Annotated in this window: 24 protein-coding genes and 2 tRNA genes; 7 read left to right on the top strand and 19 right to left on the bottom strand. The window is 58.8% G+C overall.

Going from position 1 to position 22914, the window contains the following annotated elements:
• Positions 1–14 precede the first annotated feature (14 nt).
• From M2367_RS19310 to ruvA, 15 genes are all read right to left on the bottom strand, one after another.
• Positions 15–90 (bottom strand) — tRNA-Val (locus tag M2367_RS19310).
• 32 nt (positions 91–122) lie between these two features.
• Positions 123–198: transfer RNA gene (locus tag M2367_RS19305), tRNA-Lys, on the bottom strand.
• A gap of 173 nt (positions 199–371) precedes the next feature.
• Positions 372–1184, bottom strand: coding sequence for a tol-pal system protein YbgF (ybgF, locus tag M2367_RS19300; protein ID WP_224432055.1), 813 nt, complete (start codon positions 1182–1184; stop codon positions 372–374).
• A 12-nt stretch (positions 1185–1196) separates the two neighbouring features.
• A complete protein-coding gene (gene pal / locus M2367_RS19295; RefSeq protein WP_042041561.1) occupies positions 1197–1721 on the bottom strand; it encodes a peptidoglycan-associated lipoprotein Pal in 525 nt (174 codons plus the stop codon).
• Positions 1722–1771: 50 nt separating this feature from the next.
• Positions 1772–3097 (bottom strand): Tol-Pal system beta propeller repeat protein TolB, encoded by a 1326-nt coding sequence (gene tolB, locus M2367_RS19290; RefSeq protein WP_042041562.1) that lies wholly within the window; start codon positions 3095–3097, stop codon positions 1772–1774.
• Between the two features lie 3 nt (positions 3098–3100).
• Positions 3101–4261: a cell envelope integrity protein TolA gene (gene tolA / locus M2367_RS19285; protein WP_042041563.1), complete on the bottom strand. Its 1161-nt coding sequence runs from the start codon at positions 4259–4261 to the stop codon at positions 3101–3103.
• Between the two features lie 5 nt (positions 4262–4266).
• The gene (tolR, locus tag M2367_RS19280; protein WP_005908538.1) at positions 4267–4713 is read right to left on the bottom strand and encodes a protein TolR; all 447 of its coding nucleotides are present in this window, start codon (positions 4711–4713) and stop codon (positions 4267–4269) included.
• The gene (gene tolQ / locus M2367_RS19275) at positions 4713–5393 is read right to left on the bottom strand and encodes a protein TolQ (protein WP_306381968.1); all 681 of its coding nucleotides are present in this window, start codon (positions 5391–5393) and stop codon (positions 4713–4715) included. Before tolQ ends, tolR begins: the two co-directional genes overlap by 1 nt.
• 1 nt (position 5394) lies before the next feature.
• Positions 5395–5802 (bottom strand): tol-pal system-associated acyl-CoA thioesterase, encoded by a 408-nt coding sequence (gene ybgC, locus M2367_RS19270; RefSeq protein ID WP_042041566.1) that lies wholly within the window; start codon positions 5800–5802, stop codon positions 5395–5397.
• Between the two features lie 104 nt (positions 5803–5906).
• Positions 5907–6218 (bottom strand): cyd operon YbgE family protein, encoded by a 312-nt coding sequence (locus tag M2367_RS19265; protein ID WP_259237958.1) that lies wholly within the window; start codon positions 6216–6218, stop codon positions 5907–5909.
• Positions 6205–6321: a cytochrome bd-I oxidase subunit CydX gene (gene cydX / locus M2367_RS19260; RefSeq protein WP_259237956.1), complete on the bottom strand. Its 117-nt coding sequence runs from the start codon at positions 6319–6321 to the stop codon at positions 6205–6207. The genes M2367_RS19265 and cydX overlap by 14 nt, the downstream gene beginning before the upstream one ends.
• A gap of 14 nt (positions 6322–6335) precedes the next feature.
• Positions 6336–7472 (bottom strand): cytochrome d ubiquinol oxidase subunit II, encoded by a 1137-nt coding sequence (gene cydB / locus M2367_RS19255; RefSeq protein WP_224432053.1) that lies wholly within the window; start codon positions 7470–7472, stop codon positions 6336–6338.
• A gap of 12 nt (positions 7473–7484) precedes the next feature.
• Positions 7485–9041, bottom strand: coding sequence for a cytochrome ubiquinol oxidase subunit I (locus M2367_RS19250; RefSeq protein WP_042041571.1), 1557 nt, complete (start codon positions 9039–9041; stop codon positions 7485–7487).
• A 944-nt stretch (positions 9042–9985) separates the two neighbouring features.
• Entirely contained in the window at positions 9986–10996 is a 1011-nt protein-coding gene (gene ruvB, locus M2367_RS19245; RefSeq protein ID WP_042041572.1) for a Holliday junction branch migration DNA helicase RuvB, read from the bottom strand.
• 8 nt (positions 10997–11004) lie between these two features.
• On the bottom strand, positions 11005–11619 hold the full coding sequence (gene ruvA / locus M2367_RS19240; RefSeq protein WP_042041573.1) for a Holliday junction branch migration protein RuvA: 615 nt from the start codon (positions 11617–11619) through the stop codon (positions 11005–11007).
• A 343-nt stretch (positions 11620–11962) separates the two neighbouring features.
• On the opposite strand from ruvA, the gene M2367_RS19235 reads away from it, so the two are divergent.
• Positions 11963–12340: a hypothetical protein gene (locus M2367_RS19235; RefSeq protein WP_259237950.1), complete on the top strand. Its 378-nt coding sequence runs from the start codon at positions 11963–11965 to the stop codon at positions 12338–12340.
• Between the two features lie 253 nt (positions 12341–12593).
• Positions 12594–14318 (top strand): proline--tRNA ligase, encoded by a 1725-nt coding sequence (locus M2367_RS19230; RefSeq protein ID WP_042041574.1) that lies wholly within the window; start codon positions 12594–12596, stop codon positions 14316–14318.
• Positions 14319–14400: 82 nt separating this feature from the next.
• Here the strand turns inward: M2367_RS19230 and M2367_RS19225 are convergent, their stop codons facing one another.
• The 3 genes from M2367_RS19225 to M2367_RS19215 all read right to left on the bottom strand — a co-directional run bounded on the left by M2367_RS19225 (position 14401) and on the right by M2367_RS19215 (position 16285).
• Positions 14401–15078, bottom strand: a complete 678-nt coding sequence (locus M2367_RS19225) for an SDR family oxidoreductase (RefSeq protein ID WP_259237947.1) — start codon at positions 15076–15078, stop codon at positions 14401–14403.
• Between the two features lie 23 nt (positions 15079–15101).
• Complete coding sequence (locus M2367_RS19220) at positions 15102–15731, bottom strand: TIGR04219 family outer membrane beta-barrel protein (RefSeq protein ID WP_042041576.1); 630 nt, start codon at positions 15729–15731, stop codon at positions 15102–15104.
• Between the two features lie 110 nt (positions 15732–15841).
• On the bottom strand, positions 15842–16285 hold the full coding sequence (locus M2367_RS19215) for a copper chaperone PCu(A)C (protein ID WP_224432049.1): 444 nt from the start codon (positions 16283–16285) through the stop codon (positions 15842–15844).
• Positions 16286–16374: 89 nt separating this feature from the next.
• Here M2367_RS19215 and M2367_RS19210 point away from each other — a divergent pair, with 89 nt between their 5' ends.
• Positions 16375–17124, top strand: a complete 750-nt coding sequence (locus M2367_RS19210) for an enoyl-CoA hydratase-related protein (RefSeq protein WP_042041579.1) — start codon at positions 16375–16377, stop codon at positions 17122–17124.
• Positions 17125–17163: 39 nt separating this feature from the next.
• Here the strand turns inward: M2367_RS19210 and M2367_RS19205 are convergent, their stop codons facing one another.
• A complete protein-coding gene (locus M2367_RS19205) occupies positions 17164–17640 on the bottom strand; it encodes a DUF2753 domain-containing protein (RefSeq protein WP_259237943.1) in 477 nt (158 codons plus the stop codon).
• 174 nt (positions 17641–17814) lie between these two features.
• Between M2367_RS19205 and M2367_RS19200 the strand changes: the two genes are divergently transcribed.
• The 4 genes from M2367_RS19200 to M2367_RS19185 all read left to right on the top strand — a co-directional run bounded on the left by M2367_RS19200 (position 17815) and on the right by M2367_RS19185 (position 22910).
• Positions 17815–19590, top strand: coding sequence for an ATP-binding protein (locus M2367_RS19200; protein WP_259237941.1), 1776 nt, complete (start codon positions 17815–17817; stop codon positions 19588–19590).
• Positions 19591–19678: 88 nt separating this feature from the next.
• The gene (locus M2367_RS19195; RefSeq protein WP_224432045.1) at positions 19679–21037 is read left to right on the top strand and encodes a sigma-54 dependent transcriptional regulator; all 1359 of its coding nucleotides are present in this window, start codon (positions 19679–19681) and stop codon (positions 21035–21037) included.
• A gap of 292 nt (positions 21038–21329) precedes the next feature.
• Positions 21330–22319: a TRAP transporter substrate-binding protein gene (locus M2367_RS19190; RefSeq protein WP_042041582.1), complete on the top strand. Its 990-nt coding sequence runs from the start codon at positions 21330–21332 to the stop codon at positions 22317–22319.
• A 54-nt stretch (positions 22320–22373) separates the two neighbouring features.
• Positions 22374–22910, top strand: a complete 537-nt coding sequence (locus M2367_RS19185) for a TRAP transporter small permease (RefSeq protein WP_224432044.1) — start codon at positions 22374–22376, stop codon at positions 22908–22910.
• Positions 22911–22914 lie beyond the last annotated feature (4 nt).

The raw sequence follows: 22914 nt of genomic DNA, 5'->3' as shown, positions 1-22914 counted from the left end.
TACTGCTTACAAACTGGTGGTCGTTACTGGGCTCGAACCAGTGACCCCCTCCTTGTAAGGGAGGTGCTCTCCCAGCTGAGCTAAACGACCTGGGATACTGCTTTCCACTCTGGAGTGGAGAATGGTGGGTCGTGCTGGATTCGAACCAGCGACCAATTGATTAAAAGTCAACTGCTCTACCGACTGAGCTAACGACCCATACCACCATCGCATCGGGCACATGACTGTACCGACGCTGACGGCGGCCTATAATACGGATTTAAATTCTTGGTGCAACAGAAAATTCTTAATTTAAATCCGTTTGCTCACTGTGCGTACAAACTGCTGTCACATTTACAAGAGTGTTACGAAAACAACCACCTAGCGCAATGTTACAGCTTGTCGAGACTCTGCTTGGCGAGCTGTGCTGGCGAGGTGTTGGGATAGCCCTTGATCACCTGCTCGTAGTAACTTTTTGCCTGCGCCTTGTTGCCATCCAGCTGAGCTATCATGCCCAACTTGACCAGTGCATCGGCACGCTTGGGAGACTTGCTGTACTTGTCAGCCAGGGTCTTGAACTGGGCAGTGGCACCGGGCCTGTCCCCCTTGTTGAACAGCAATTGCCCCAGCCAGTAGTGGGCATTGGGCACATAGCTCGAATCCGGGAACTGCTTGATGAACCCCTGGAATGCCGGGATCGCCTTGTCGTAGTTCTTATCCTTGAGCACCAGGTTCACGGCCGAATCATAGGCCTGATTCTCATCCTGGTTACTGGAGTAGGTCGCGGCACTCGCGGCGCTGGCCGTTGCCGCCGTGGCGGCAGCAGCTGCGGCCGGAGCTGCCTGTTGGCTGCTGACCTTGTCGAGCTCCTGATAGAGCTGGCGCTGGCGCTCCTGGGACTGCTCCATCTTGTAGGTCTGCTGCTCCAGCTGACCACGCAAGTCGGCCACCTCTCCTTGCAGAGAGTCGACCTGCTGCTGCAAGTCGGCCTGTAGACGCAGGCGGGCATTGAGGGTGCGCTCCAGCAGCGCCACCCTGTCCTCCAGGCTGCCTGAGGGCACGATGGCGCCCGCATTGCTGCCGAAGGCGGCGGTGACGGCACTGTCGCCACCGGAGAGATCGGACACAGGCGCCGCGGCGTGGGCCCCCATGCTAAATAGAAGTGCGGCCATCGAAATGGCCGCATTTTTATACACAAGATTCATCCGAATGAAACCTTAGTAGACCAGAACCGCACGACGGTTCTTGGCAAAGGCATCCTCGGTGTGAGACAGGTCCAGCGGCTTCTCTTCGCCATAGCTGACGATGGACAGCTGCTCAGCCTGCACACCCAGGGTTTGCAGATATTTGGCTACGGCCTTGGCACGACGCTCGCCCAGGGCGATGTTGTACTCAGGGGTACCGCGCTCATCGGCGTGACCTTCGATCAGTACCTTGACGGACGGGCGCTCACGCAGGTAGCTGGCGTGGGCATCCAGCAGGTCGGCGTATTGACCCTGGATATCGTAACCGTCGTACGGGAAGAAGATGACGTTATCGCGCTGCAGCGCTTCGAACTTTTGACGCATCTGCTCTTCCGGTGACAACAGACCATTGGCGGAGCCAGTCTGTACACCACCCATGCCGTCGGTCATACCCGCTTCGGCGCCGGAAGCGTCGGAGTCGGAAGAAGAACTACAGGCAGCCAGGGTGAACAGTGGCAGTGCGATGGCCAGACCCTTGAGCAGTTTATTGAGTTGCATGCTATTTCCTTAAACCTTTATAACAAAACAAAAAACAATTGAATTTATTATCAATTCAGAAAGGGCGACCAAGCTGGCGCACGTATTTCCCCGCTGCTTGTCGGCAATACTGCCTTGAAGCGACCATCCGTCGAGACCAGAGCCAGGCTCTTGCGCCCCTGATAGATGGTGGAGTAGATGATCATGCTGCCATTAGGAGCCACACTTGGCGACTCATCCAATGCACTCTGGGTCAATACCAACATGGCTCCGCTTTCCATATCCTGCCGAGCGATGCGATATTGTCCCTGTTCCCGGGTGACCACTACCATGGACTTGCCGTCCGCTGTCATGGACGCACCCTGGTTAGAATCCCCTTCCCAGGTGATGCGACGAGTGGCGCCAGTCGCCAAATTTACGCTATAAATCTGGGGTTTGCCACCACGTTCAGAGGTGAATACCAAACTTTGTCCATCAGCCGTCCAGGAGGGTTCGGTGTCTATGGTGCGGCTATTGGTCACCCGGGTCAGCTGCTTGCTAGCAACATCAATGATATAGATATCCGGTTGACCATCCTTGGACAGAACGATAGCCAATCGACGACCATCTGGCGACCACTCTGGCGCCCCGTTAATGCCACGGAAGCTGGAGACCAGGCTGCGCTGCTGATTGTAAATATCCTGCACATAGATCTCGGACTTCTGGTTCTCGAAGCTGACATAAGCCAGCTTGCTGCCATCCGGCGACCAGGCCGGAGACATCAGCGGCTCACGGGAACGCAGCAAGACCTTCTCGTTGTAACCGTCATAGTCGGAGATACGCAGTTGGTAGGGGAACTGGGCACCCTGATCGACCGCCACATAGGCCAGGCGAGTCAGGAAGGCGCCACGCTCGCCAGTCAGGCGCTCATAGACGATGTCGGAGATACGGTGGGCAAACTGACGCATCTGGGCACCGGGAATGGTGGCCATGCGACTGTCGAGCACGTAACCATTGGCTTCTCCGCCCTGGGTCTTGGCTAGCTGCCCCTTGAGCACATCGACCAGTTCGAAGTTGATCTTGTAGGAACCATTGCCGGCAGGGGCTATGGTGCCCACCACCACGGCTTCCACCCCTTGCGAGGCCCAGGGCGCGAAATCAATCTCGCCACTGCTGCTCGGGGTCTGCGGCATCTGGCCACGAGCCAGCGGCTTGAACTTGCCGCTGCGCATCAGGTCATTGGAGACCACCTCGGCAATATCCTGAGGCAACTGACCCTCACCACTCCACTTGAAGGGAGCCACGGCGATGGGACGGGCGCTGTCGATACCACCTGTGATGACGATGTCCAGCGCCGCCTGGGCGCTCTGGCCCATCAGCAAGCAGCCAACCAAAGCAAAAAATACTTTTCTTATCATGGCTTAAATACTCGGTTCCAATTTGAGATTGAATTCTTTGAGCTGCTCGAATGCCGCAGGATCCTTGGGCACGGGCAACTGGTTCGCCTTCAGTACGGCGGCTCGACCCGAACGACAGACGGCGGGATCACCCTGACCATTGTCGACCGAAATAACGAAGCCACTGCTGGCAAGCTTCACACCGATAGTACATGTTTTGCCCCGCATGGTGGGATCCAAAATCATGTAACGCTCGACCGTGGCCTTGATGAGCGCGGCATACTTGTCGACCTCACCCTGAGCCGCTGCCGCCGCTGCCTGACTTCTAGAGCTGGCCTCAGCCGCCATTTGCGCCTGCATTTGAGCCTCTAGTTGTGCCTGTAGCTTGGCTTCTTCGGCTGCCTTGCGCTTGCGCTCGGCATCGGCTTTGGCCTTCTTGTCAGCCTCTTCCTTCGCTTTCTTGTCTGCGTCAGCTTTTGCCTTTTTGGCCGCCTCGTCCTTGGCCTTCTTATCGGCCTCGGCTTTGGCTTTCTTCTCGGCGTCCGCCTTGGCTTTCTTGTCCGCGTCTGCCTTGGCCTTCTTCTCGGCCTCCGCTTTCGCCTTCTTGTCCGCTTCTGCTTTGGCCTGCTTGTCCGCCTCTACTTTTTTGGCGGCCTTGGCCTTCTCCTCAGCCTGCTTCTGTTCTTGCTCTTGTTTCTTCTTCAGGGCCAGGGCTTTGCTGGTCGCCTCTTCGGCCGCCTTGCGTTCTGTCTCGGCCTTCTTGGTCTTCAGCTCCTCTTGCTTGCGGACCTGTTCAGCCTGTTGAGCTTGCGCTTCGGCCTGTTTCTGCTCGGCCTGCTTCTTCTGTTTCTCGGTCTCGGCTTTGCGGGTCGCCTCTTCGGCGGCCTTGCGCTTGGTTTCGACGCTCTTCAGTCGCTCCTCTTCTAGCTCACGAGCCTGCTTAGCCTGATCGATATCGGCCTTCACCGCGGGCTTGTTTTGCTGCTGTGCTTGCTGTTGCTGGATCTTAGCGGCTTGCTCGGCAAGGAATTCGTCATCGAGCATCACAGCGTTGACTATCTGGGCCGAGGAGGCAGGCCGCTTCGGCTTGCTGAAATCGACACCGACCAGCAAGATGATGCCGATGATCAGATGCAGCAGCAGCGAGACGATGAGATAACTGGAAATACCACGTTTCACATCCATCTCCGTCAGTTCACCGGATCCGTCATCAGACCGACCTGGGGCACGCCGGCTTTCTTCAAGGCGACCATCAACAGTATCACCTCTTCATAGCGCACGGCCTTGTCGCCAGCCACCACCACAGGGGCACCCTGGTTGACCGCGAGATACCCCATGGCCTTCTCGGTGATAAATTGCTGGATAGCCTCGGGCGAACCCGCAGGTACCGGCTCGTCATCTGCTTCACCTGCCTTGACCACATATTCGCCATCGACGTTGACGCTGACGATGAAGGGGGACTTGGCATCTTCCGGCAGTTGCTCAGACTCCGCTTGGGGCAGATCCACCTTCACCCCCTGGGTGATCACCGGCGTCACCGCCATGAAGATAATGAGCAGCACCAGCATGACGTCGATGTAAGGCACCACGTTGATCTCGGCCACCTTCTTGCGCCGGATCCGCTGATAGGTTTGCATTACTGATCACCCTGTTGCTGCTGTGCTATCTGGCGGTTCAGAATGGTGGTGAACTCATCCATGAAGTTGGCGTAGGCGTTCTCCAGTCGCTCGACCTTGTTGGTAAAGCGGTTGTAGAAGATGACCGCCGGGATCGCGGCGAACAGGCCCATGGCGGTGGCGATCAACGCCTCGGCGATGCCGGGTGCCACCATCTGCAGAGTCGCCTGTTGTACCTGTCCCAGGGCGATAAAGGCATTCATGATGCCCCATACGGTACCAAACAGGCCGATATAGGGGCTGATGGAGCCGACGGTCGCCAGTACCGGCAGGTTGGATTCCAGCTCGTCCACGGCGCGAGACAGCGAGACACGCATGGCGCGGTAAGTACCGTCCATCACCGCATCTTGACCCCGGGCACCGGCCTTGAGCAGACGGGCATACTCCTTGAAGCCGGAGTAGAAGATGTCTTCCATGCCTTCGATATCATCGCGGCGGGAGGAGGACTCCTGATAGAGGCGGTTGAGATCCACCCCGGACCAGAATCTGTCCTCGAATTGCTCGGATGCCAGGTTGGCAGCCTTGATGACCTTGGCGCGCTGGATAATCAGTGCCCAGGAGACAACAGACATGCCCATCAGGGTCAACATCACCAGCTTGACCAAGAGGCTGGCTTGCCAGAACAGACCAATAAACGAAATTTCAGCGTGCACTTAACAGCACTCCCTTCACATTTTCAGGTATTGCAACAGGTTTCATAAGCGGGTGACTGACACAGGCTATCTGTACCATGGCCTGGGTGATCAGTCGCCCATCAGCCGCCAGTATCTGTTGCGAGAAGCGCATGGAGGCGCGTCTCACTTCAGTCACTTGCGTTATTACGGTCAGTAATTCGTTGAAGCGGGCTGCGGCGCGAAAATCGATCTCGGTCCGGCTCACCACGAAGGCGATCCCCAGTCCGAGCAAGACGTCCTGTTCGATGCCGCCGGCACGCAGAAACTCGGTGCGGGCCCGCTCCATAAATTTGAGATAATTGGCGTTGTAGACGATGCCCCCGGCATCGGTATCTTCGTAGTAGACCCGTACCGGAAACTCAGAGACTTCACCCATAACAATCTGTGATCCATTCGACAGTCTGATGGGGGGGTATCATAGCGCAGGGGTGAATAGGAAAGAAGCAGGGGGAGACAGGGAAATCCTGTCTCCCCCTGTTTTTATGGCAGGAAGTAACTGTGTGTCAGCCAGAGCCCATAAAGCAGGCTTGGCCAGGCGAGCCAGGGGCAGAAAAACACCCTGCCCGGCAGGCTGCGGGGATGAAACCCCAGCCCGTGCATGACGCCGCAACTGACTGCCCACATCAACCAGGGCGCCACCCAGTGACCATGAGCACTGGTGTTGGCCGCAATCAGATTAGGGGCCTGTAAAATGGCGGCGGCCAACAGGGCCGCCGCGAGTAACATCAGACCCTGCCATGGCTGGCGCTCAAGGGGAGCGGCCAGCCGGGCCAGTTGGTCACTTGTCTTCATCGATCGTGCGATCCAGGTTCTCGGTGTGCTCCAGCCAGAGCGCATTGATGATCCCAAACGCACAAGCCAGCAGCAGACCCAGGATCCAGGTGAAATACCACATATCAGGGCACCTTCTTAGTAGAGCGATTGTTGGTTGTCTTCGATGTGCTTGTTGCTCACCCGGCCAAACATCTTGATGTAGGTCCAGATGGTGTACGCCAGCACAGTCGGTACAAAAATGGCAGCAACCACTGTCATCACCTTAAGGGTGTTGAAGGAGGCTGTAGCATCCCACATGGTCAGACTCTGTGACGGCTCCAGGCTCGAAGGCATCACGAACGGGAACATGGAGAAGCCGCAGGTCAGTATGATGCCCGCGATGGCCAGGGAGGAGCAGAGGAACGCCAGCCAGCCCTTGCCCAGCTTGGCCACAAGCGCGGTCAGCAGGCTCATCACCAGACCCAGCACGGGGGCAGCAATCATCCAGGGATAGAGGCTGTAGTTCTGCATCCAGGCACCGGCCTGCACCACCACTTCCTTATGCAAAGGGTTGGTCACCGCATCGGTCGCCGCGCCGCTGACCACCACATAACCATCCATGCCACTGACCCAGACACCGGCCAGCGCGAAAGTCACCAGGGTCAACAGGGAGAAGATCATGGCGGCGGTACGGGAGCGAGCCAGCACTTCCCCCTCGGTCTTCATCATCAGCCAGGTGGCACCCTGGGTCACGATCATGAACAGGCTGACCAGACCGGCCAGCAAGCCAAACGGGTTGAGCAGGCCGAAGAAGTTACCGTGATAGGTCAGCATCAGGAACTGGTTGAAGCTGAACGGCACCCCTTGCAGCAGGTTGCCGAAGGCCACCCCGAAGATCACTGGCGGCACGGCGCTACCGATGAAGATTCCCCAATCCCAGTTGTTGCGCCATTTGGCATCTTCACGCAGGGAGCGGTACTTGAAGCCGACCGGGCGCAGGAAGAGCGCCATCAGGGTCAAGATCATGGCGATGTAGAAGCCGGAGAAGGCTGCCGCATAGACCATGGGCCAGGCGGCAAACAGCGCACCACCCGCAGTGACCAACCAGACCTGGTTGCCTTCCCAGTGCGGCCCCATGGTGTTGAGCATCACTCGACGCTCAACATCCTTCTTGCCGACGAAGGGGAGCAGTGCGCCCACCCCCATATCAAAACCATCCGTGACAGCGAACCCGATCAGCAAGACACCGACCAGCACCCACCAGACCAGACGCAACATTTCGTAATCAAACATGAGTCGATCCCCTTATGCCTTGAGCTGTTCGAAGTGATACTTGCCGGTTCTGAGGCTGCTAGGGCCCAGACGCGCATACTTGAACATCAGGTACATCTCGATGACCAGCAGTACCGAATAGAACAGACAGATGCCTATCAGGGAGAACCAGATCTCGGAGGCGGGTATGTTGGAGGCAGACACGAAGGTCGGCAACACTTCCGCTATGGTCCAGGGCTGACGGCCATACTCGGCCACAAACCAGCCACACTCGATGGCAATCCAGGGCAGAGGTATACCCCACAGCAACGCCTTGAGCAGCCACTTGCGCTGACCGATACGGTGACGAGTGCTGTCATAGAAGGCGATACCAATGAGCAGCAGCATGGCGATGCCACAGGCAACCATGATGCGGAACGCGAAGAACAGGGGCGCCACATGGGGGATGGAATCATCCACGGCGGACTTGATCTGGGCATCGGTCGCATCGACGACGTCATTGGTGTAGCGCTTGAGCAGCAGACCGTAACCGAGATCCTGTTTCACTTCATCGAAACGGGCACGGGTCTCTTCCGACTTGTCACCAGATTGCAGCTTGGTCAGCAGTTCGTAGGCGGTCATGCCGTTACGCACCCGCAGTTCATGCTCGCTCTTCAGATCCTTGATGCCGGTCACCTGCTCGTCCAGGGAGCGAGTGGCGATGATGCCGAGGGCATACGGGATCTTGATGGCGTAATCGGTGCGCATCTCCTCCTGGTTCGGAATGCCGAACAGGGTGAAGGAAGCCGGGGCCGGATGGGTATCCCACTCCGCCTCGATGGCGGCCAGTTTCACCTTCTGCACTTCACCTGTCTCGTAGCCGGACTCATCACCCAGGATCAACACAGACAGGATGGAGGCCATGCCAAAGGCTGCCGCGATGGCGAAGGAGCGACGAGCAAACGCCACATCCCGCCCCTTGAGCAGGTAGTAGGAGGAGATGCCCAGCACGAACATGGCACCCGTGGTGTAGCCCGCCGCGACCGTGTGCACGAACTTGACCTGGGCTACCGGGTTGAACACCAGATCCGCGAAGCTCACCATCTCCATGCGCATGGATTCGAAGTTGAACTCGGCACCGACCGGGTTTTGCATCCAGCCGTTGGCGACCAGGATCCAGAGCGCGGAGAGGTTGGTTCCCAACGCCATCAACCAGGTTGCCGCCAGATGCTGACGCTTGGTGAGGCGATCCCAACCGAAGAAGAACATACCGACGAAGGTGGATTCGAGGAAGAAGGCCATCAAGCCTTCGATGGCCAGCGGGGCCCCGAAGATATCGCCGACATAGTGGGAGTAGTAGGCCCAGTTAGTCCCGAATTGGAACTCCATGGTCAGACCCGTTGTGACCCCCAAGGCGAAGTTGATCCCAAACAACTTGCCCCAGAACTTGGTCATGTCCCTGTAAACGGGGTTATTGGTCATGACATAGACAGATTCCATGATCGCAAGAATGAAGGCCATTCCCAGCGTCAGGGGTACAAACAGGAAGTGATAAAGGGCCGTCGCAGCAAATTGGAACCGCGATAGGTCTACCACATGCTCAGCAATCATGATGTTTCCTCACCGATTATTGGCACGGCTATTTTAGGTGTATTTAAGAACAAAGCTTCCGTTGGTGCTCCCGAACCCGCTGCGTACTGCATCACTTCACAACCGCATTGTTAGGTCACGACCAAATATTAACAACAAGGCAATAACTAAGAACAAATAAAGCTAATGTTTAACAACTACAAAACAAGCAGCTGGTATTTATTCTCGCCCATGATGACGACTGTTTTATATCATCTTTATTTGATTGAAATCAATGTAAAACCAGTGTCAATACATGTGTTTCAAAGGGTTTTTTACGCTTAAATTACATCCATTTTGAGAGCAAAGTCACACATTCACAAAGATTTTAATTTATTGATTTAAATCAATTTTTACAAATTGCGCGCCACGATAAAACCTATTAAATAAATCGTTGCATCAATATAGAACTACTCATTTCTGTCAAAGATGATGCCTCGATGCAAAATTACTGAAAAACCGATAAAAACGCATGTTCATGCTAGTTTGAATTGCCAGAAAATGAATTAATAAAACTAATCCGAAAGTGACAATTTTTCTTGTTTGCTCCTTCATGAACCTCCTCCTACAATGCGCCCCGCAGTGAGGGCAATCCCTTGGATACAGGCCGGTTAATCAGGGTTCCCAGTGCGTTTTTGATGACCATTTCGAATCTGACAGAGGGATACCAAGATGAAAAAGTTTGTTACTAAAGCGATCCGTTATTACAAGATCTCTTTCGTTCAGCTGTATCAAATGAACCGACTCTGAGTCTCGCGACGACTCACCGTTTTTGCCTTACCCGGCTTGTGTCCAGGCGCACTCACTGTCTGTGAACATCCACCCTGAATTGTCTTTTATGCCCACCGCCTGTGCGTGTGGGCTTTTTTATGCCCGCCCATAAAAAAACCGCCCCAGAGGACGGTTTTTTGTCGAACCAGCCGTTTTCAGCTCTCAGCGGGTCGCTGCAGACCGAAGTGGGCATAGGCTCTAACCGTCGCAATCCTGCCTCTTGGAGTACGTTGCAGATAACCCTGCTGGATCAGGTAGGGCTCAAGCACGTCCTCAATAGTGTCCTTCTCTTCACCGATGGCGGCAGCCAGGTTATCCAGCCCGACAGGCCCGCCCATAAACTTGTCAATCACAGCCAACAATAGCTTGCGATCCATGAAGTCGAAACCTTCGTTATCCACGTCCAGCATGTCCATGGCACGGGCCGCAATGGGGCCATCGATGCGGCCATCGGATTTCACCTGGGCGAAATCACGGACCCGGCGTAACAATCGGTTAGCAATGCGGGGGGTGCCACGGGAGCGGCGCGCCACTTCCAGGGCACCATCGTCGGTCATCTCAAGGCCCAGGCAGCGGGCGCTGCGCGCGACTATGTCGGTCAAGTCCTTGACGTTGTAGAACTCCAGCCGCTGGACGATGCCGAATCTGTCCCGCAGCGGGCTGGTGAGGGAGCCGGCCCGGGTGGTGGCGCCAATCAGGGTGAAGGGGGGCAGGTCGAGCTTGATGGAGCGGGCCGCAGGCCCCTCTCCTATCATGATGTCGAGCTGATAATCTTCCATCGCCGGATAGAGCACCTCCTCCACCACTGGGCTGAGTCGGTGAATTTCGTCGATGAAGAGCACATCATTGGGTTCGAGGTTGGTGAGCAGCGCCGCCAGATCCCCAGCTTTCTCCAGCACAGGACCCGAGGTGGTCTTGATGTTCACCCCCATCTCATTGGCCACGATATTGGCGAGGGTGGTCTTGCCCAGACCCGGTGGGCCAAAGATCAGCAAATGATCCAGCGCCTCGCCACGTTGGCGGGCGGCTTCGATGAAGATCTCCATCTGGGCGCACACAGGATCCTGGCCGGTATAGTCGGCCAGCTTCTTGGGACGAATAGCCCTGTCGATGACCTCATCTTCACGAACACCCGTGGCCGAGATGAGGCGGTCTGCTTCGATCATCTCTTACCTCACACCAGACTACGCAGGGATTCGCGGATGATGGCTTCCACCGACATCCCCTCCTTGGCGACCTTGCCCACTATCTGGCTCGCCTGAGCCGGCTTGTAACCGAGCGCGACCAGGGCGCTGGCCGCCTCCTCGCTCGCATCGGGGGCGCGCAGGCTGCTCTCCTGGGCGGGCAAACTGATCGTCGCTGGCGAGAAGAGGTCGTGACTGACCCAGCCCTTGAGCCTGTCTTTCATCTCCACCACCAAGCGCTCGGCGGTCTTCTTGCCAACCCCTGGCAACTTGACCAGGGTGCTTATCTCCTCGCGCTCGACGCTGAGCACGAACTGGCTGGCCGTCATGCCGGAGAGGATGGCCAGCGCCAGCTTGGGGCCGACGCCATTGGTCTTGATCAGCTCGCGAAACAGGGCGCGCTCCTGCTTGTGGTTGAAGCCATACAGCAGCTGGGCATCTTCGCGCACCACGAAGTGAGTCTGAACGATCGCCTCCTTGCCAAGCTCGGGCAAGTCATAGAAGCAGCTCATGGGCATCTGGACCTCATAGCCCACGCCCCCCACCTCGAGCAACACCTCGGGGGGATTCTTCTCAATTACAATGCCTCTCAAGCGACCGATCACGGCTTGTCTCCTCAACCAAAACAGCTCGTCATAAAGTGGCCCCTAGCATAAAGAATAACTGGATAAGTATCCAGCATATGCCAGCCTCCCCACTCTCCTCTTTCCGTGCTTTTATCGCGGACAGGACCCTTAAGAAGGTATGCGTTCAAGCTGATCCCATGATGGGGTCGGCTAAACATCTATATTTAATTCATTTAGATTCAATTAATTACGAAAAAAATCATCAATAGGGACTGGCTATATGCCCCGAACTGACTAGTCTGAACTCGCCAATGAGATCTAAATGAGGCTCATTGGTACTCTTCCACCTTTGTCACGCGCATCACTGCGCAAGGAGAGCAAGATGGCTAATGGACGTATCAGCTTTTGGGAAGGCAATGGCGCCACTCAGGATCAGGTCGGCAACACCCTCAGTGGTGGCACGAGTTACAACATCAACTGCCAGAGCGGAGACCATGGTTTTCGCAATGATGAAGCCCGCTCCCTGAAGCTGGAGGGTCTCCCCGGCATCACCCTGATCAAGGTCTATGACAGCCCGTCAGCCAGCACCGACGATGACTGGGCCCAGATCCTGATCAAGGGGCCCATTGCCGACTCCGTCGTCGTCAGCAGCTTCAACAGCAGCGCCAATTTGGATGGGGGCAATGTGGTCGTCACCAGCCATTACCACAATGGCCTGGATGGCAAGATATCGAAGATCATGATCGATTATCTCGGCTGATCCTGGCGCCCTCCTCTTAGCAAGGCGGCCGGCATCCAGGCCGCCTTTTTCTGCCTTTCTCCTATCACCCGCCCCCTCACAGGCCATCGCCAGCCAGTGGGACACACTCCTGCGCGATGACGAACAGAGAAATAGTCCGCATTGGTGCGCTATCGCGAACAGATAATCGCATTAGGGCAGTGACCCATGTTAAAATTCCGCCCTTGCATTTATCCAGGGCCCGGCGGCCCGTCTCACGTTAAGGTTCATCGCGATGCGTACCAGCCATTATCTGCTTTCTACCCTCAAGGAAACTCCGTCCGACGCCGAGGTTGTCAGCCATCAGCTGATGCTGCGCGCCGGCATGATCCGCAAACTGGCCTCCGGCATGTACGCCTGGTTGCCCTCTGGTCTGCGTGTACTCAAGAAGATTGAGAACATAGTCCGCGAAGAGATGAACAACGCAGGGGCTGTCGAAGTGTCCATGCCGGTGGTTCAACCGGCCGAATTGTGGCAGGAATCCGGCCGCTGGGACGACTACGGCCCCGAGCTGTGCCGCCTAACCGACCGTCACAACCGTGCCTTCGTGCTGGGCCCGACCCACGAAGAGGTGATTACCGCCCTGGTCCGTAACGAGGTGAACAGCTACAAACAGCTGCCCCTGAACCTCTATCAGATCCAGACCAAGTTCCGCGATGAAGTGCGTCCCCGTTTCGGTGTGATGCGCGGTCGCGAGTTCCTGATGAAGGATGCCTACTCCTTCCACATCGACAAGGCCTCGCTGATCGAGACCTACGAGCGGATGCACGCCGCCTACTGCACCGCCTTCAGCCGCATGGGCCTGAACTTCCGCCCGGTGCAGGCCGATACCGGCTCCATCGGTGGCACTGGCTCCCATGAGTTCCAGGTGCTGGCCGAGAGCGGTGAAGACCTGATCGCCTTCTCCGACAGCTCCGACTACGCCGCCAACATCGAGATGGCCGAAGCCCTGGCCCCGGCCGGTGAGCGCGCTGCCGCGACCCAGGCCCTGACCAAGGTCGCTACCCCGGCGGTGCACAGCATCGATGAGGTCGCCGCCTTCCTGAGCCTGGCACCGAGCGCCATCGCCAAGACCCTGCTGGTACTGGCTGATGCGGACGAGCACGGCAAGCAGGCCGTGATTGCCCTGATAGTGCGCGGCGACCATGAGCTCAACGAGCTCAAGGCAGAGAAACTGGCCGGGGTGGCCAACCCGCTCACCTTCGCCAGCGACGAGCAGATCCTCGCCGCGGCAGGCTGCGAGGCAGGCTCCATCGGTCCGGTCGGCTTTGCCGGTCGCATCATCGTCGATCGCAGCGCCGCCCAGCTGAGCGATTTTGTTTGTGGCGCCAACGAGACTGGCTGCCACCTGACCGGTGCCAACTGGGATCGTGACATCACCGCTTACGAAGTGGCCGATCTGCGCAACGTCGTCGAAGGGGACCCCAGCCCCTGCGGCCAGGGCAAGCTGCTGCTCAAGCGCGGCATCGAAGTGGGCCACATCTTCCAGCTGGGCACCAAGTACTCCGAAGCCATGAAGGCCAACGTGCTCAACGAGGGCGGCAAGTCCGTCACCATGGAGATGGGCTGCTACGGTATCGGGGTCTCCCGCCTGGTGGCTGCAGCCATCGAGCAGAACAATGACCAGTACGGCATCATCTGGCCGGATGCCATAGCACCGTTCGAAGCGGTCATCATTCCGATGAACATGCACAAATCGGTACGGGTTGCCGAACTGGCCGAGCGTTTCTACACCGAGCTGAAAGCCGCCGGGGTCGACACCCTGTTCGATGACCGTAAAGAGCGTCCGGGCGTGATGTTTGCCGACATGGAGCTGCTGGGCGTCCCCCACGCCATCGTCATCGGCGATCGTGGCCTGGACAGCGGCGTGGTGGAGTACAAGTGCCGCCGTACCGGTGAGAAGCAGGAAGTGGCCATCACCGACATCGTCGCCATGATCAAGGCCAAGCTGGGCCGTTAATCCCCGCCAACGCCCATAAAAAAGCGCGCCAATCGGCGCGCTTTTTGTTGTCTGGTGATCCAGCGTCTCCAGGCAACGGTGCCTAATTGCGACCAATAAAGAGGTCGGTCACATGGCAGCTGCTGCGCGCCTCCAGGGCATCGAGCATGTATTCGGCAGCGTCTTCCGGGGTCATGAAACCACTCGGGTCCACGTGATCCGAGTTGTCCCAGAATTCACTGCGAATGCCGCTTGGATAGAGGTTGACCAGGCGCAGCGGGCCGCCCTTGGTCTCGGCGCGCAAGGATTCGAGAAAGCCGCGCATGCCCCATTTGGAGGCGCAATAGAGGCTCTCGTTGGCCTTGCCAACCTGCGCGGCCGAGGAGAGCACGTTGGCGAGTATGCCGCCCCGCTCCCCGATGAGCCGCACCGTCTGCTGGGCCACCAAAATGGTGGAGACAAGATTATTCTCCACCACCCGGCGCACCTGCTCGGCGGTATAGACGCCGACCGGGCCAAATTCACCGACCCCGGCGCAATGGATCACCAGACTCGGCAGACCGCCCCACTCCACCGCAGCGGCGAAGGCCATCTCCACCTCTTCGTAGTGGGAGAGATCCGCCGCGATGCCGATCACGGCCTGACCGAGTTCGGCCTCCAGATCCTGCAATTTCTGGTAACGGCGTCCCATCATGGCCACCCGGTGACCGCGGGCCACCAGTCCATTCGTCAAGGCTCGGCCCAGACCAGACCCCGCCCCCGTCACAATGATGTTACCCATGAGGAACCCTCGTTACCGTGAAATTAGAAGCTGAATTCGGCGCCAGCGAACCAGCCATCTATCCGCTGATCAACCTTGTCAAAGTCGACATCGACTTGACGCCAGCCAGCGCGCAGCTTGAGCGGCAGGGAGGAGAACTTGTAAGCACCACCCAGACGGTAGTCATAGTTGTCAGCATCCTGCACCCGGGCATCGCCGAAGGCAGAGAAGCCGGTACCCGGCAGACGCACTTCGGCGCTGCTGTAAGCCATCAGCACGTCTTTGTCATAGGAGTAGTGCTGGGTATTGAAGTCCCCTTCATAACGACGACCGGTCAGACCCAGATCAATCTGGAACAGGTCGTTGTTGAACAGGCGATAGTAGAGGCTCAGATCGTAGGCTTGCAGATCGTTGTCGAAGGCGCCGCCGCTGGAGCTCAGGTCGGACATTTCAAACTTGGCATTGGGCAGCAGTATGATGCCATGCTCCAGCTGCAGGTAACCGCTCCAGTTGTTTTTGTCATCAAAGCTGCCGTTGGCCCCGATGTCGTTGACGTGACCGCTACCTTCGGCATTCCAGATATCGCTGCCGACGGCAAAGCGCCAGTCATCGGCGGCCATGGCAGAGGTGCTCATCAGGGCAAGCAGGGAAGAGGCCAACAGTGTCTTTTTCATGATTAAACTCCAGAGAATGCGGGATTAGACCCGCATTTTACCTCGCTTATCCCCAATACCTAGCAAGATTATCCACACAGCGACCAATTCTGACCCAGACCTGACCCGGATTAGTGCTGCATACCCGCCGAAGGCTCGACCGGTTTCACCGGTAACAACAGACCCAGGGTCTGACCATTATCCAGACTCAGGGTCAGGGGGAAGGGGGTATCCTGACTGGGTTGATCCTTGAGATCGAACAGCATGATGTGAAAACTGCCCGGCTTGAGCGCCACCTCTCCCTTGGCCGGGATCTCGATGCTCTCGACCTGACGCATACGCATCACGCCATTCTCATGGAGGTGAGTATGCAGCTCGGCGCGAGCCACCTCGGGAGAACTGGCGCCGGTCAGTTTCACCGGATCATCACCGTCGTTTTTCAGCACCACGAAGGCCGCCGTGTTAGGGGAGCCAGGGGGCAGCAGACGCACATAACCGTCGCTGGCTGTCACGTTCGCCAGCACCGGGGTCGCCAGCAACAGGGAGACTGCCGCATAAAACATGCGTTTTAACATGGTTGAAATCCTTTTATGAACTTGTTAAGAAAGGAAAAGCTTACTGCCAAGCGCGGAGCTTGAACAGACCACCAGCCAAGGATTGCGACATGAACGACCCCATCATCAGCCAGCGCCAGCAGGGGGTACTGACCCTAACCTTGAATCGCCCCGCCAAACGCAACGCCCTCAATGGCGCCATGTATCAAGCATTGACCCAGCAACTGCGCGAGGCCGCGCTGGATGCGGACGTGCGAGTGGTGCTGCTGCAGGGCCAGCAGGATTGCTTCACCGCCGGCAACGATCTCGGCGATTTCATCGGCAAGGAGAGCCTCGGCGAGGATGACCCCATCTTGCAGTTCCTGCACACCCTTGCCGATTTCCCCAAGCCGCTGGTTGCCGCCGTGGCCGGGGCGGCGGTGGGCATAGGCACCACCCTGCTGCTGCACTGTGATCTGGTCTATCTGGCAGATAACGCCAGGCTGCAACTGCCCTTCGTCGAGTTGGGTCTGGTGCCTGAGTTTGCTTCCAGTTTGTTGCTGCCCCGGGCCGTGGGTCACCTCAAGGCGTGCGAGCTGCTGTTGCTGGCAGAGCCACTCTCGGCCCGGGAGGCGCTGGATCTGGGGCTGGCCAACCAGGTGCTGGCCCCGGGCGATCTCCTGGCCCATGCCAAACACCAGGCCGAGCGGCTCGCCGACAAGCCTCCCCTTGCCCTGCAAAGAAGCAAGGCCCTGCTCAAACAAGAGCTCAGGCAGGCGGTTCATTTCGTCATCGACACGGAGGCGCGCGCCTTCTCCCTGGCGTTGCAAGGGGAAGAGGCGCAAGCGCGCATCGCCCGCAAACTGGCCACCAGGGGATAAACCCGTCGCAACCCGCCCGCTCAACCCGGGTGAGGTTGATCAGTTGAGGCGAAAACGTCCAATCAGCTCGCAACCTTGCAAGATGTCCTGACTCTGGATCAGTCTGGCTATCTCGGGGTTGGGGTGGCGACGCAGGAAACCAAGCAGGGCGGCGCGGCAGCACCCCAGCTCACTGATGAGGGACTCGCACCCCTTGTGGGGGCACTGGGGCACCAGTGCCGTCACCAATTCGGCGGCAAGTTTGAGGTAGCGCAACTCGTAGTTGGGCTCCCCCATGGCACGCCAGAAGTCGGCGAGACGATGGCAGGTGGCAACCCGCATGGTGGCAAGCTCTTCGAGGTCGATGGTGACGGCTTTGCTCTGCTCATCGACGGACTCGGAGATGACGCCAAGGGCCTGCTGATAGAGGCAGACGGCGGAGCCTAGCGCCCCCTGTGCCAAGGAGTGCTCGGCTTCTATCATGTAACGCTGCCAGTGCGCCTCAGTGTCATCCGGCCTGGTGAGTGTCTGTGCCATGAGAGACCTCCTTACTTGAATGAGGCCTATCATGATGCCTAAACGAGAATGAATATCAAGCTGACAGATTGTGCAGGATCTCTGCTCCTGTTGCCCCCATCACACTCTGTCATCGGCGTCGCCCTGTCTCATCCCAAGGCAGGTTAAGATGATGCCAACCTAAGGAAGGGCATGATGAACAATGGAAGTCGGGGCCTGCTGATCGGCCTCTGGGTCACCTTGATGGTGATGATCGCCTTCACGGCGCGCCAATGGGGGCTGGAGAGCCTGCGCCAGCAGGCACAGCTCGACAATGAACGGCTCGCGGGGCAGCTGCTGGGCGAGCTCGACAAGTACCGCCGCTTGCCGGCCCTGATCGCCACCCGCAGCGAGCTCAAACAGACCTTGCTGCTGCAGTTTCCTCCCTATCGCCTCCACCCCCTGCTGGAGCAGTACAACGAGATCCTGGGGACGGATGCCATCTATCTGATGACGGAGCAGGGAGAGGTGCTCTCCGCCAGTAATTGGCGGCAACAGGACAGCTTTGTCGGCGATAACTACCACTTCCGCCCCTATTTTCGCCAGGCGATGCAGGGTAAACCCGGCAGCTACTTCGCCCTGGGTCAACGGTCGGGGCGGCGCGGCTACTACTTCTCCTATCCGGTCCAGGATGGCGATCGCCGGCTCGGGGTCGTGGTGGTCAAGGTGGCGCTCTCCCTGATCGACGAGCGTTGGGCCCGCAGCGATCTCGACTACCTGCTCACCGACGAATACGGTGTCGTCTTCTTCGCCTCTCAGCCTGACTGGCTCTATCGCCCCCTGGTCCGGCTCGATCAGGCAACCCGCCACATCCTGGCCGAGGAGCGTAAATATGGGGACAAACTGGGCGCCCCCTTGAGCGATCTCGCCTCCCTCGGCCTGCTGCGCAGCCAGAGCGAGTGGCACTGGGGCCAGGGCTATCTGTTCACCGGCACCGCCATGCCGACTGCCGGCTGGCACCTCTATACCCTGGAGCCACTCCATGACTTGCGCCCCATCATCGCCAAGGCCCTGGCCAGCTTCACCCTGGTCTCCTTGCTGCTGCTGATGATCTGGCTCTACTGGCGCCAGGTACTGCTCGGTCGCGCCCGCCTGGCCCGGCTCAACAACTTGCTGGAGCACAAGGTCAACCAGCGCACCAAGGCCCTCTCCACCAGCAACCAGGACTTGGTCGCCACCCTGGACAAGTTCCGTCAGACCCAGCGAGAGCTGGTCGATACCCAGGAGCAGCTGGTACAGACCGCCAAGCTGGCCCTGCTCGGCGAGATGTCGGCCGGGATCAATCATGAACTCAACCAGCCCCTGGCCGCCATGCGGGCCTATGGCGAGAATGCCTTGCAGCTGCTCGACCAGGGCCGTCTCGATAGCTGCCGCGACAACCTGCTGCAAATCAATGATCTAAACCACCATATGAGCGAGCTGGTGGCCCGCTTCAAGGTGTTCGCCCGCAAGGGAGAGCAGCGGCTGCAGGCGGTGGCGCTGCAACCCGTGGTTCACGCCAGCCTCTCCCTCTTGCACGGCCAGATGATCAAGCAGGGAGTGCTGGTCGAAACCCGCCTGCCCAGCGAGCCCCTCTATGTGCGCGCCGATGCGGTCCAGCTCGAACAGGTGCTGGTCAACCTGCTGCACAATGCCCTGCAGGCCTGCGCCAGCAGCGGCCCTCCCCGGGTCTGGCTCGAGGTGGAGAGCCGGGCGGAGCAGGTGACCATCGCCGTCATCGACAATGGCCCCGGCCTCCAGGTCGAGGCCAGACAGCTGTTTGCCCCTTTCTATACCACCAAGTCCCAGGGACTGGGGCTGGGGCTGACCATATCCCTGCGCATCATCACCGCCTTTGGTGGCACCCTGGACGCCACCAATGACCCCAGAGGCGGAGCCCGCTTCACTATCACGCTGCCCGCGGTTGACCCCAGCCTGAGGAGCCCCCTGTGAAGCAGACTTGCTCCTGCCATGCTGCTGCGCTCACCCTTCTCCATCTCACCCGCACAGCCCGGGCCACAGCGCCCTCAAGGAGGCCGACATGAACCAAGTCATGCTGATCGACGATGAACACCACCTGCGTCTCTCCCTCGGCCAGACTCTGGAGCTGGCCCAGTGGCAGGTCACCACCTTCGCCAGCGCCACCGAGGCGCTGCCTCACATCAAGGCGCAGTGGCCCGGCATCATCATCAGCGACATCAACATGCCCGGCATGAACGGCATCGCCCTGCTCGAGGAGATCATGGGCCGTGACCCCGAGCTGCCGGTGATCCTGCTCACCGGTCATGGGGATATCTCGACGGCGGTGCAGGCCATTCGCCTCGGCGCCTACGACTTTATCGAGAAGCCGTTCGGCACCGAACAGTTGCTGGAGGTCGTGCGCCGCGCCTGTGACAAGCGGCGTCTGGTGCTGGAAAACCGCGAGCTGCGCAGCGAGCTGGAGGCCCAGAGCGGGCCGGGCCCCAGGCTGCTCGGCACCCACCCGGCCATCAAGCGGCTGCGCCAGATCCTCACCCACATCAAGGATGCCCCCGCCGACGTGCTCATCATGGGCGAGACGGGGTGTGGCAAGGAGTTGGTCGCCCGCTTCCTGCACGATCACTCGATACGGGCCGCCGAGCCCTTTGTCGCCATCAACTGCGGCGCCGTGCCCGAGACCATGATAGAGAGCGAGCTGTTCGGCTTCGAGGCGGGCGCCTTCACGGGCGCCCAGAAGCGACGGGTCGGCAAGATAGTCTGGGCCGACAAGGGCACCCTCTTCCTCGACGAGATTGAGAGCATGCCCATGGCGCTGCAGATCAAACTGCTGCGGGTACTGGAAGATAGAAAGGTCGAGCCACTCGGTACCAACCAGCTGATCTCGCTGGATATCAGGGTACTGGCCGCCAGCAAGATGGATCTGAAAAAACTGGTCGAGCAGGGCACGTTTCGCGCCGATCTCTATTACCGGCTCAATGTCGTGAGGGTGGATATCCCCCCATTGCGGGAGCGCAAGGAGGATGTGCCCCTGCTGTTTGAAAACTTCCTGCGGGTGGCGGCGACCCGCTATCAGCTGGCACCGCCGCGCCTTGGCGCAGAGCAGCGCGCCTGGTTGTTGGCCCACGATTGGCCGGGCAATGTGCGCGAGCTGCGCAACCTGGCCGAACGCTGCGTACTGATGGGGGAAGAGGGCGCCTTTGCCGATCTCAGCCTGGGTTGCGAGGCCCTGACCCTGGCCGAACAGGTCGACCGGTTCGAGCGCATACTGCTGACCGACACCCTCAGCCAGCATCGCGGTCGCCTGAAAGAGGTTCAGGAGGTACTCGGCCTGCCCCGCAAGACCCTGTACGACAAGATGCGTAAATATGGCCTCGACAAGCAGGATTACAAACTCGGAGACGAGGCCAGCGAGGGGGCATAACGCTCCCAGGCCGCACTGCCAGTCGGTACGCCCTGGCGGAAAGAGACCCCGGCGACCCTGCCTCAGCGCGTCCAGGGGCGGATCCCAACCTCGATCTCCTGCGAGAATTGGCGAAACCCCACCCATGCCAGCAGGGGGATGGGGGGATTGCCACCCCTTTTCGCGGCGCACTCATCTCGCCCCCGGGCCGCCACGGCCCGGCCCTTCTGAAATGTTGCAAAAATGTTTCCATTGGCACGCAAGTTGCCTTGTTGAGTGGGAATGCACTGACCCACACACAAGGATGAACACAATGACATTCAGAACCCGCGCCCTGACCGCCGCCCTCACCCTGGCCCTCGGCATCTCGACGGCCTTCGCCGCCCCCATCGAACTCAAGTTCTCCCACGTGGTGGCGGACAACACCCCCAAAGGCCAGATGGCAAACCACTTCAAGCAGTTGGTGGATGAGCGCCTCAAGGGACAAGTCGAGGTCAAGGTCTATCCCAGCTCCCAGCTGTTCGGGGATGGCAAGGAGCTCGAAGCCATGCTGCTCGGTGACGTGCAGATGATTGCCCCCTCCCTCTCCAAGTTCCAGAAATACACGGATCAGCTGCAGATCTTCGACCTGCCCTTCCTGTTCAATGACATGGCCGCCGTCGACCGATTCCAGCAGGGCAAGGAGGGCCAGGCCATGCTGGGCTCCCTGGAAAAATATGGCCTGGTGGGTCTGGGGTACCTGCACAACGGCATGAAGCAGATCTCCGCCAGCAACCCCCTCAAGACCCCGGCCGATGCCAAGGGCAAGAAGTTCCGCATCCAGACCTCGGACGTGCTGGCCGCCCAGTTTGAAGCCATCCAGGCCGTGCCGGTGAAGAAACCCTTCGCCGAGGTGTTCACCCTGCTGCAGACCAAGGCCATCGATGGCCAGGAGAACACCTGGTCCAACATTTACTCCCAGAAGTTCTTCGAGGTGCAGCCCTATATCACCGAGACCAACCACGGGGTGCTGGATTACCTGATCGTCACCAACGCCGACTTCTGGAACGGCCTGCCAGACAATGTGCGTAGCGAGCTCAAGAAGGCCCTGGACGAATCGGTCACCTTCGGCAACAAGATTGCCGCCGAGAAAGACAGTGAAGACAAGGCCGCCATCTTCGCCTCCGGCAAGAGCCAGCTGATCACCCTGACCGATGCCGAGCGCAGTCAGTGGGTCGAGGCCATGAAGCCGGTCTGGCAGCAATTTGAAGGGGCCATCGGCAAGCAACTCATCGACGCCGCCGTCGCCGCCAATCAGCAGTAAGGAACCAGAAGGCCCCTGCCAGCAAAGGGTAGGGGCCCTCTCAGGGACGATCCTATGAAAAAACTCATTTATCAGCTGGAGGAGACCATCATAGGTCTGCTTCTGGTCAGCACCACGCTGCTGGTCTTCATCGAAGTGGTGCTGCGCTTCTTCTTCGACACCGGCCTGCTCTGGGCCCAGGAGCTGACCCTCAACCTCTGCGCGTGGATGGTGCTGTTCGGCGCCTCCTGGGGGGTGAGAGTCGGCGCCCATATCGGGGTAGATGCCTTCATCAAGGTGCTGCCCGGCCATTGGCAACGCCGCCTCACCCTGCTGGCCGTTGGTCTGTGTCTGCTCTACTGCGGTTTCTACTTCTATGGCGCCTGGATCTATCTGACAAAGCTCAAGATGATCGGCATAGAGATGGAGGATCTGCCCATTCTGCGCTGGCAGGCCATGAGCATTCTGCCCATAGGCCTGGCTTTGCTGTTTTTCCGCTTCCTCGGGGTCGGTGTCATGGTATGGCGCGGCCAGATGCAGGGCTTTGCCCTGGCCGATGAGGCGCGCGAGAGCATGCACCTCATCGACAACGATCCGAATCAGAAGGTATAAGCAC

Source organism: Aeromonas sp. BIGb0445, assembly GCF_024809075.1.
Lineage (GTDB): Bacteria > Pseudomonadota > Gammaproteobacteria > Enterobacterales > Aeromonadaceae > Aeromonas > Aeromonas rivuli.
The sequence above is the reverse complement of the archived record's forward strand: the minus strand, read 5'-3'. Positions and strand labels throughout refer to the sequence as shown.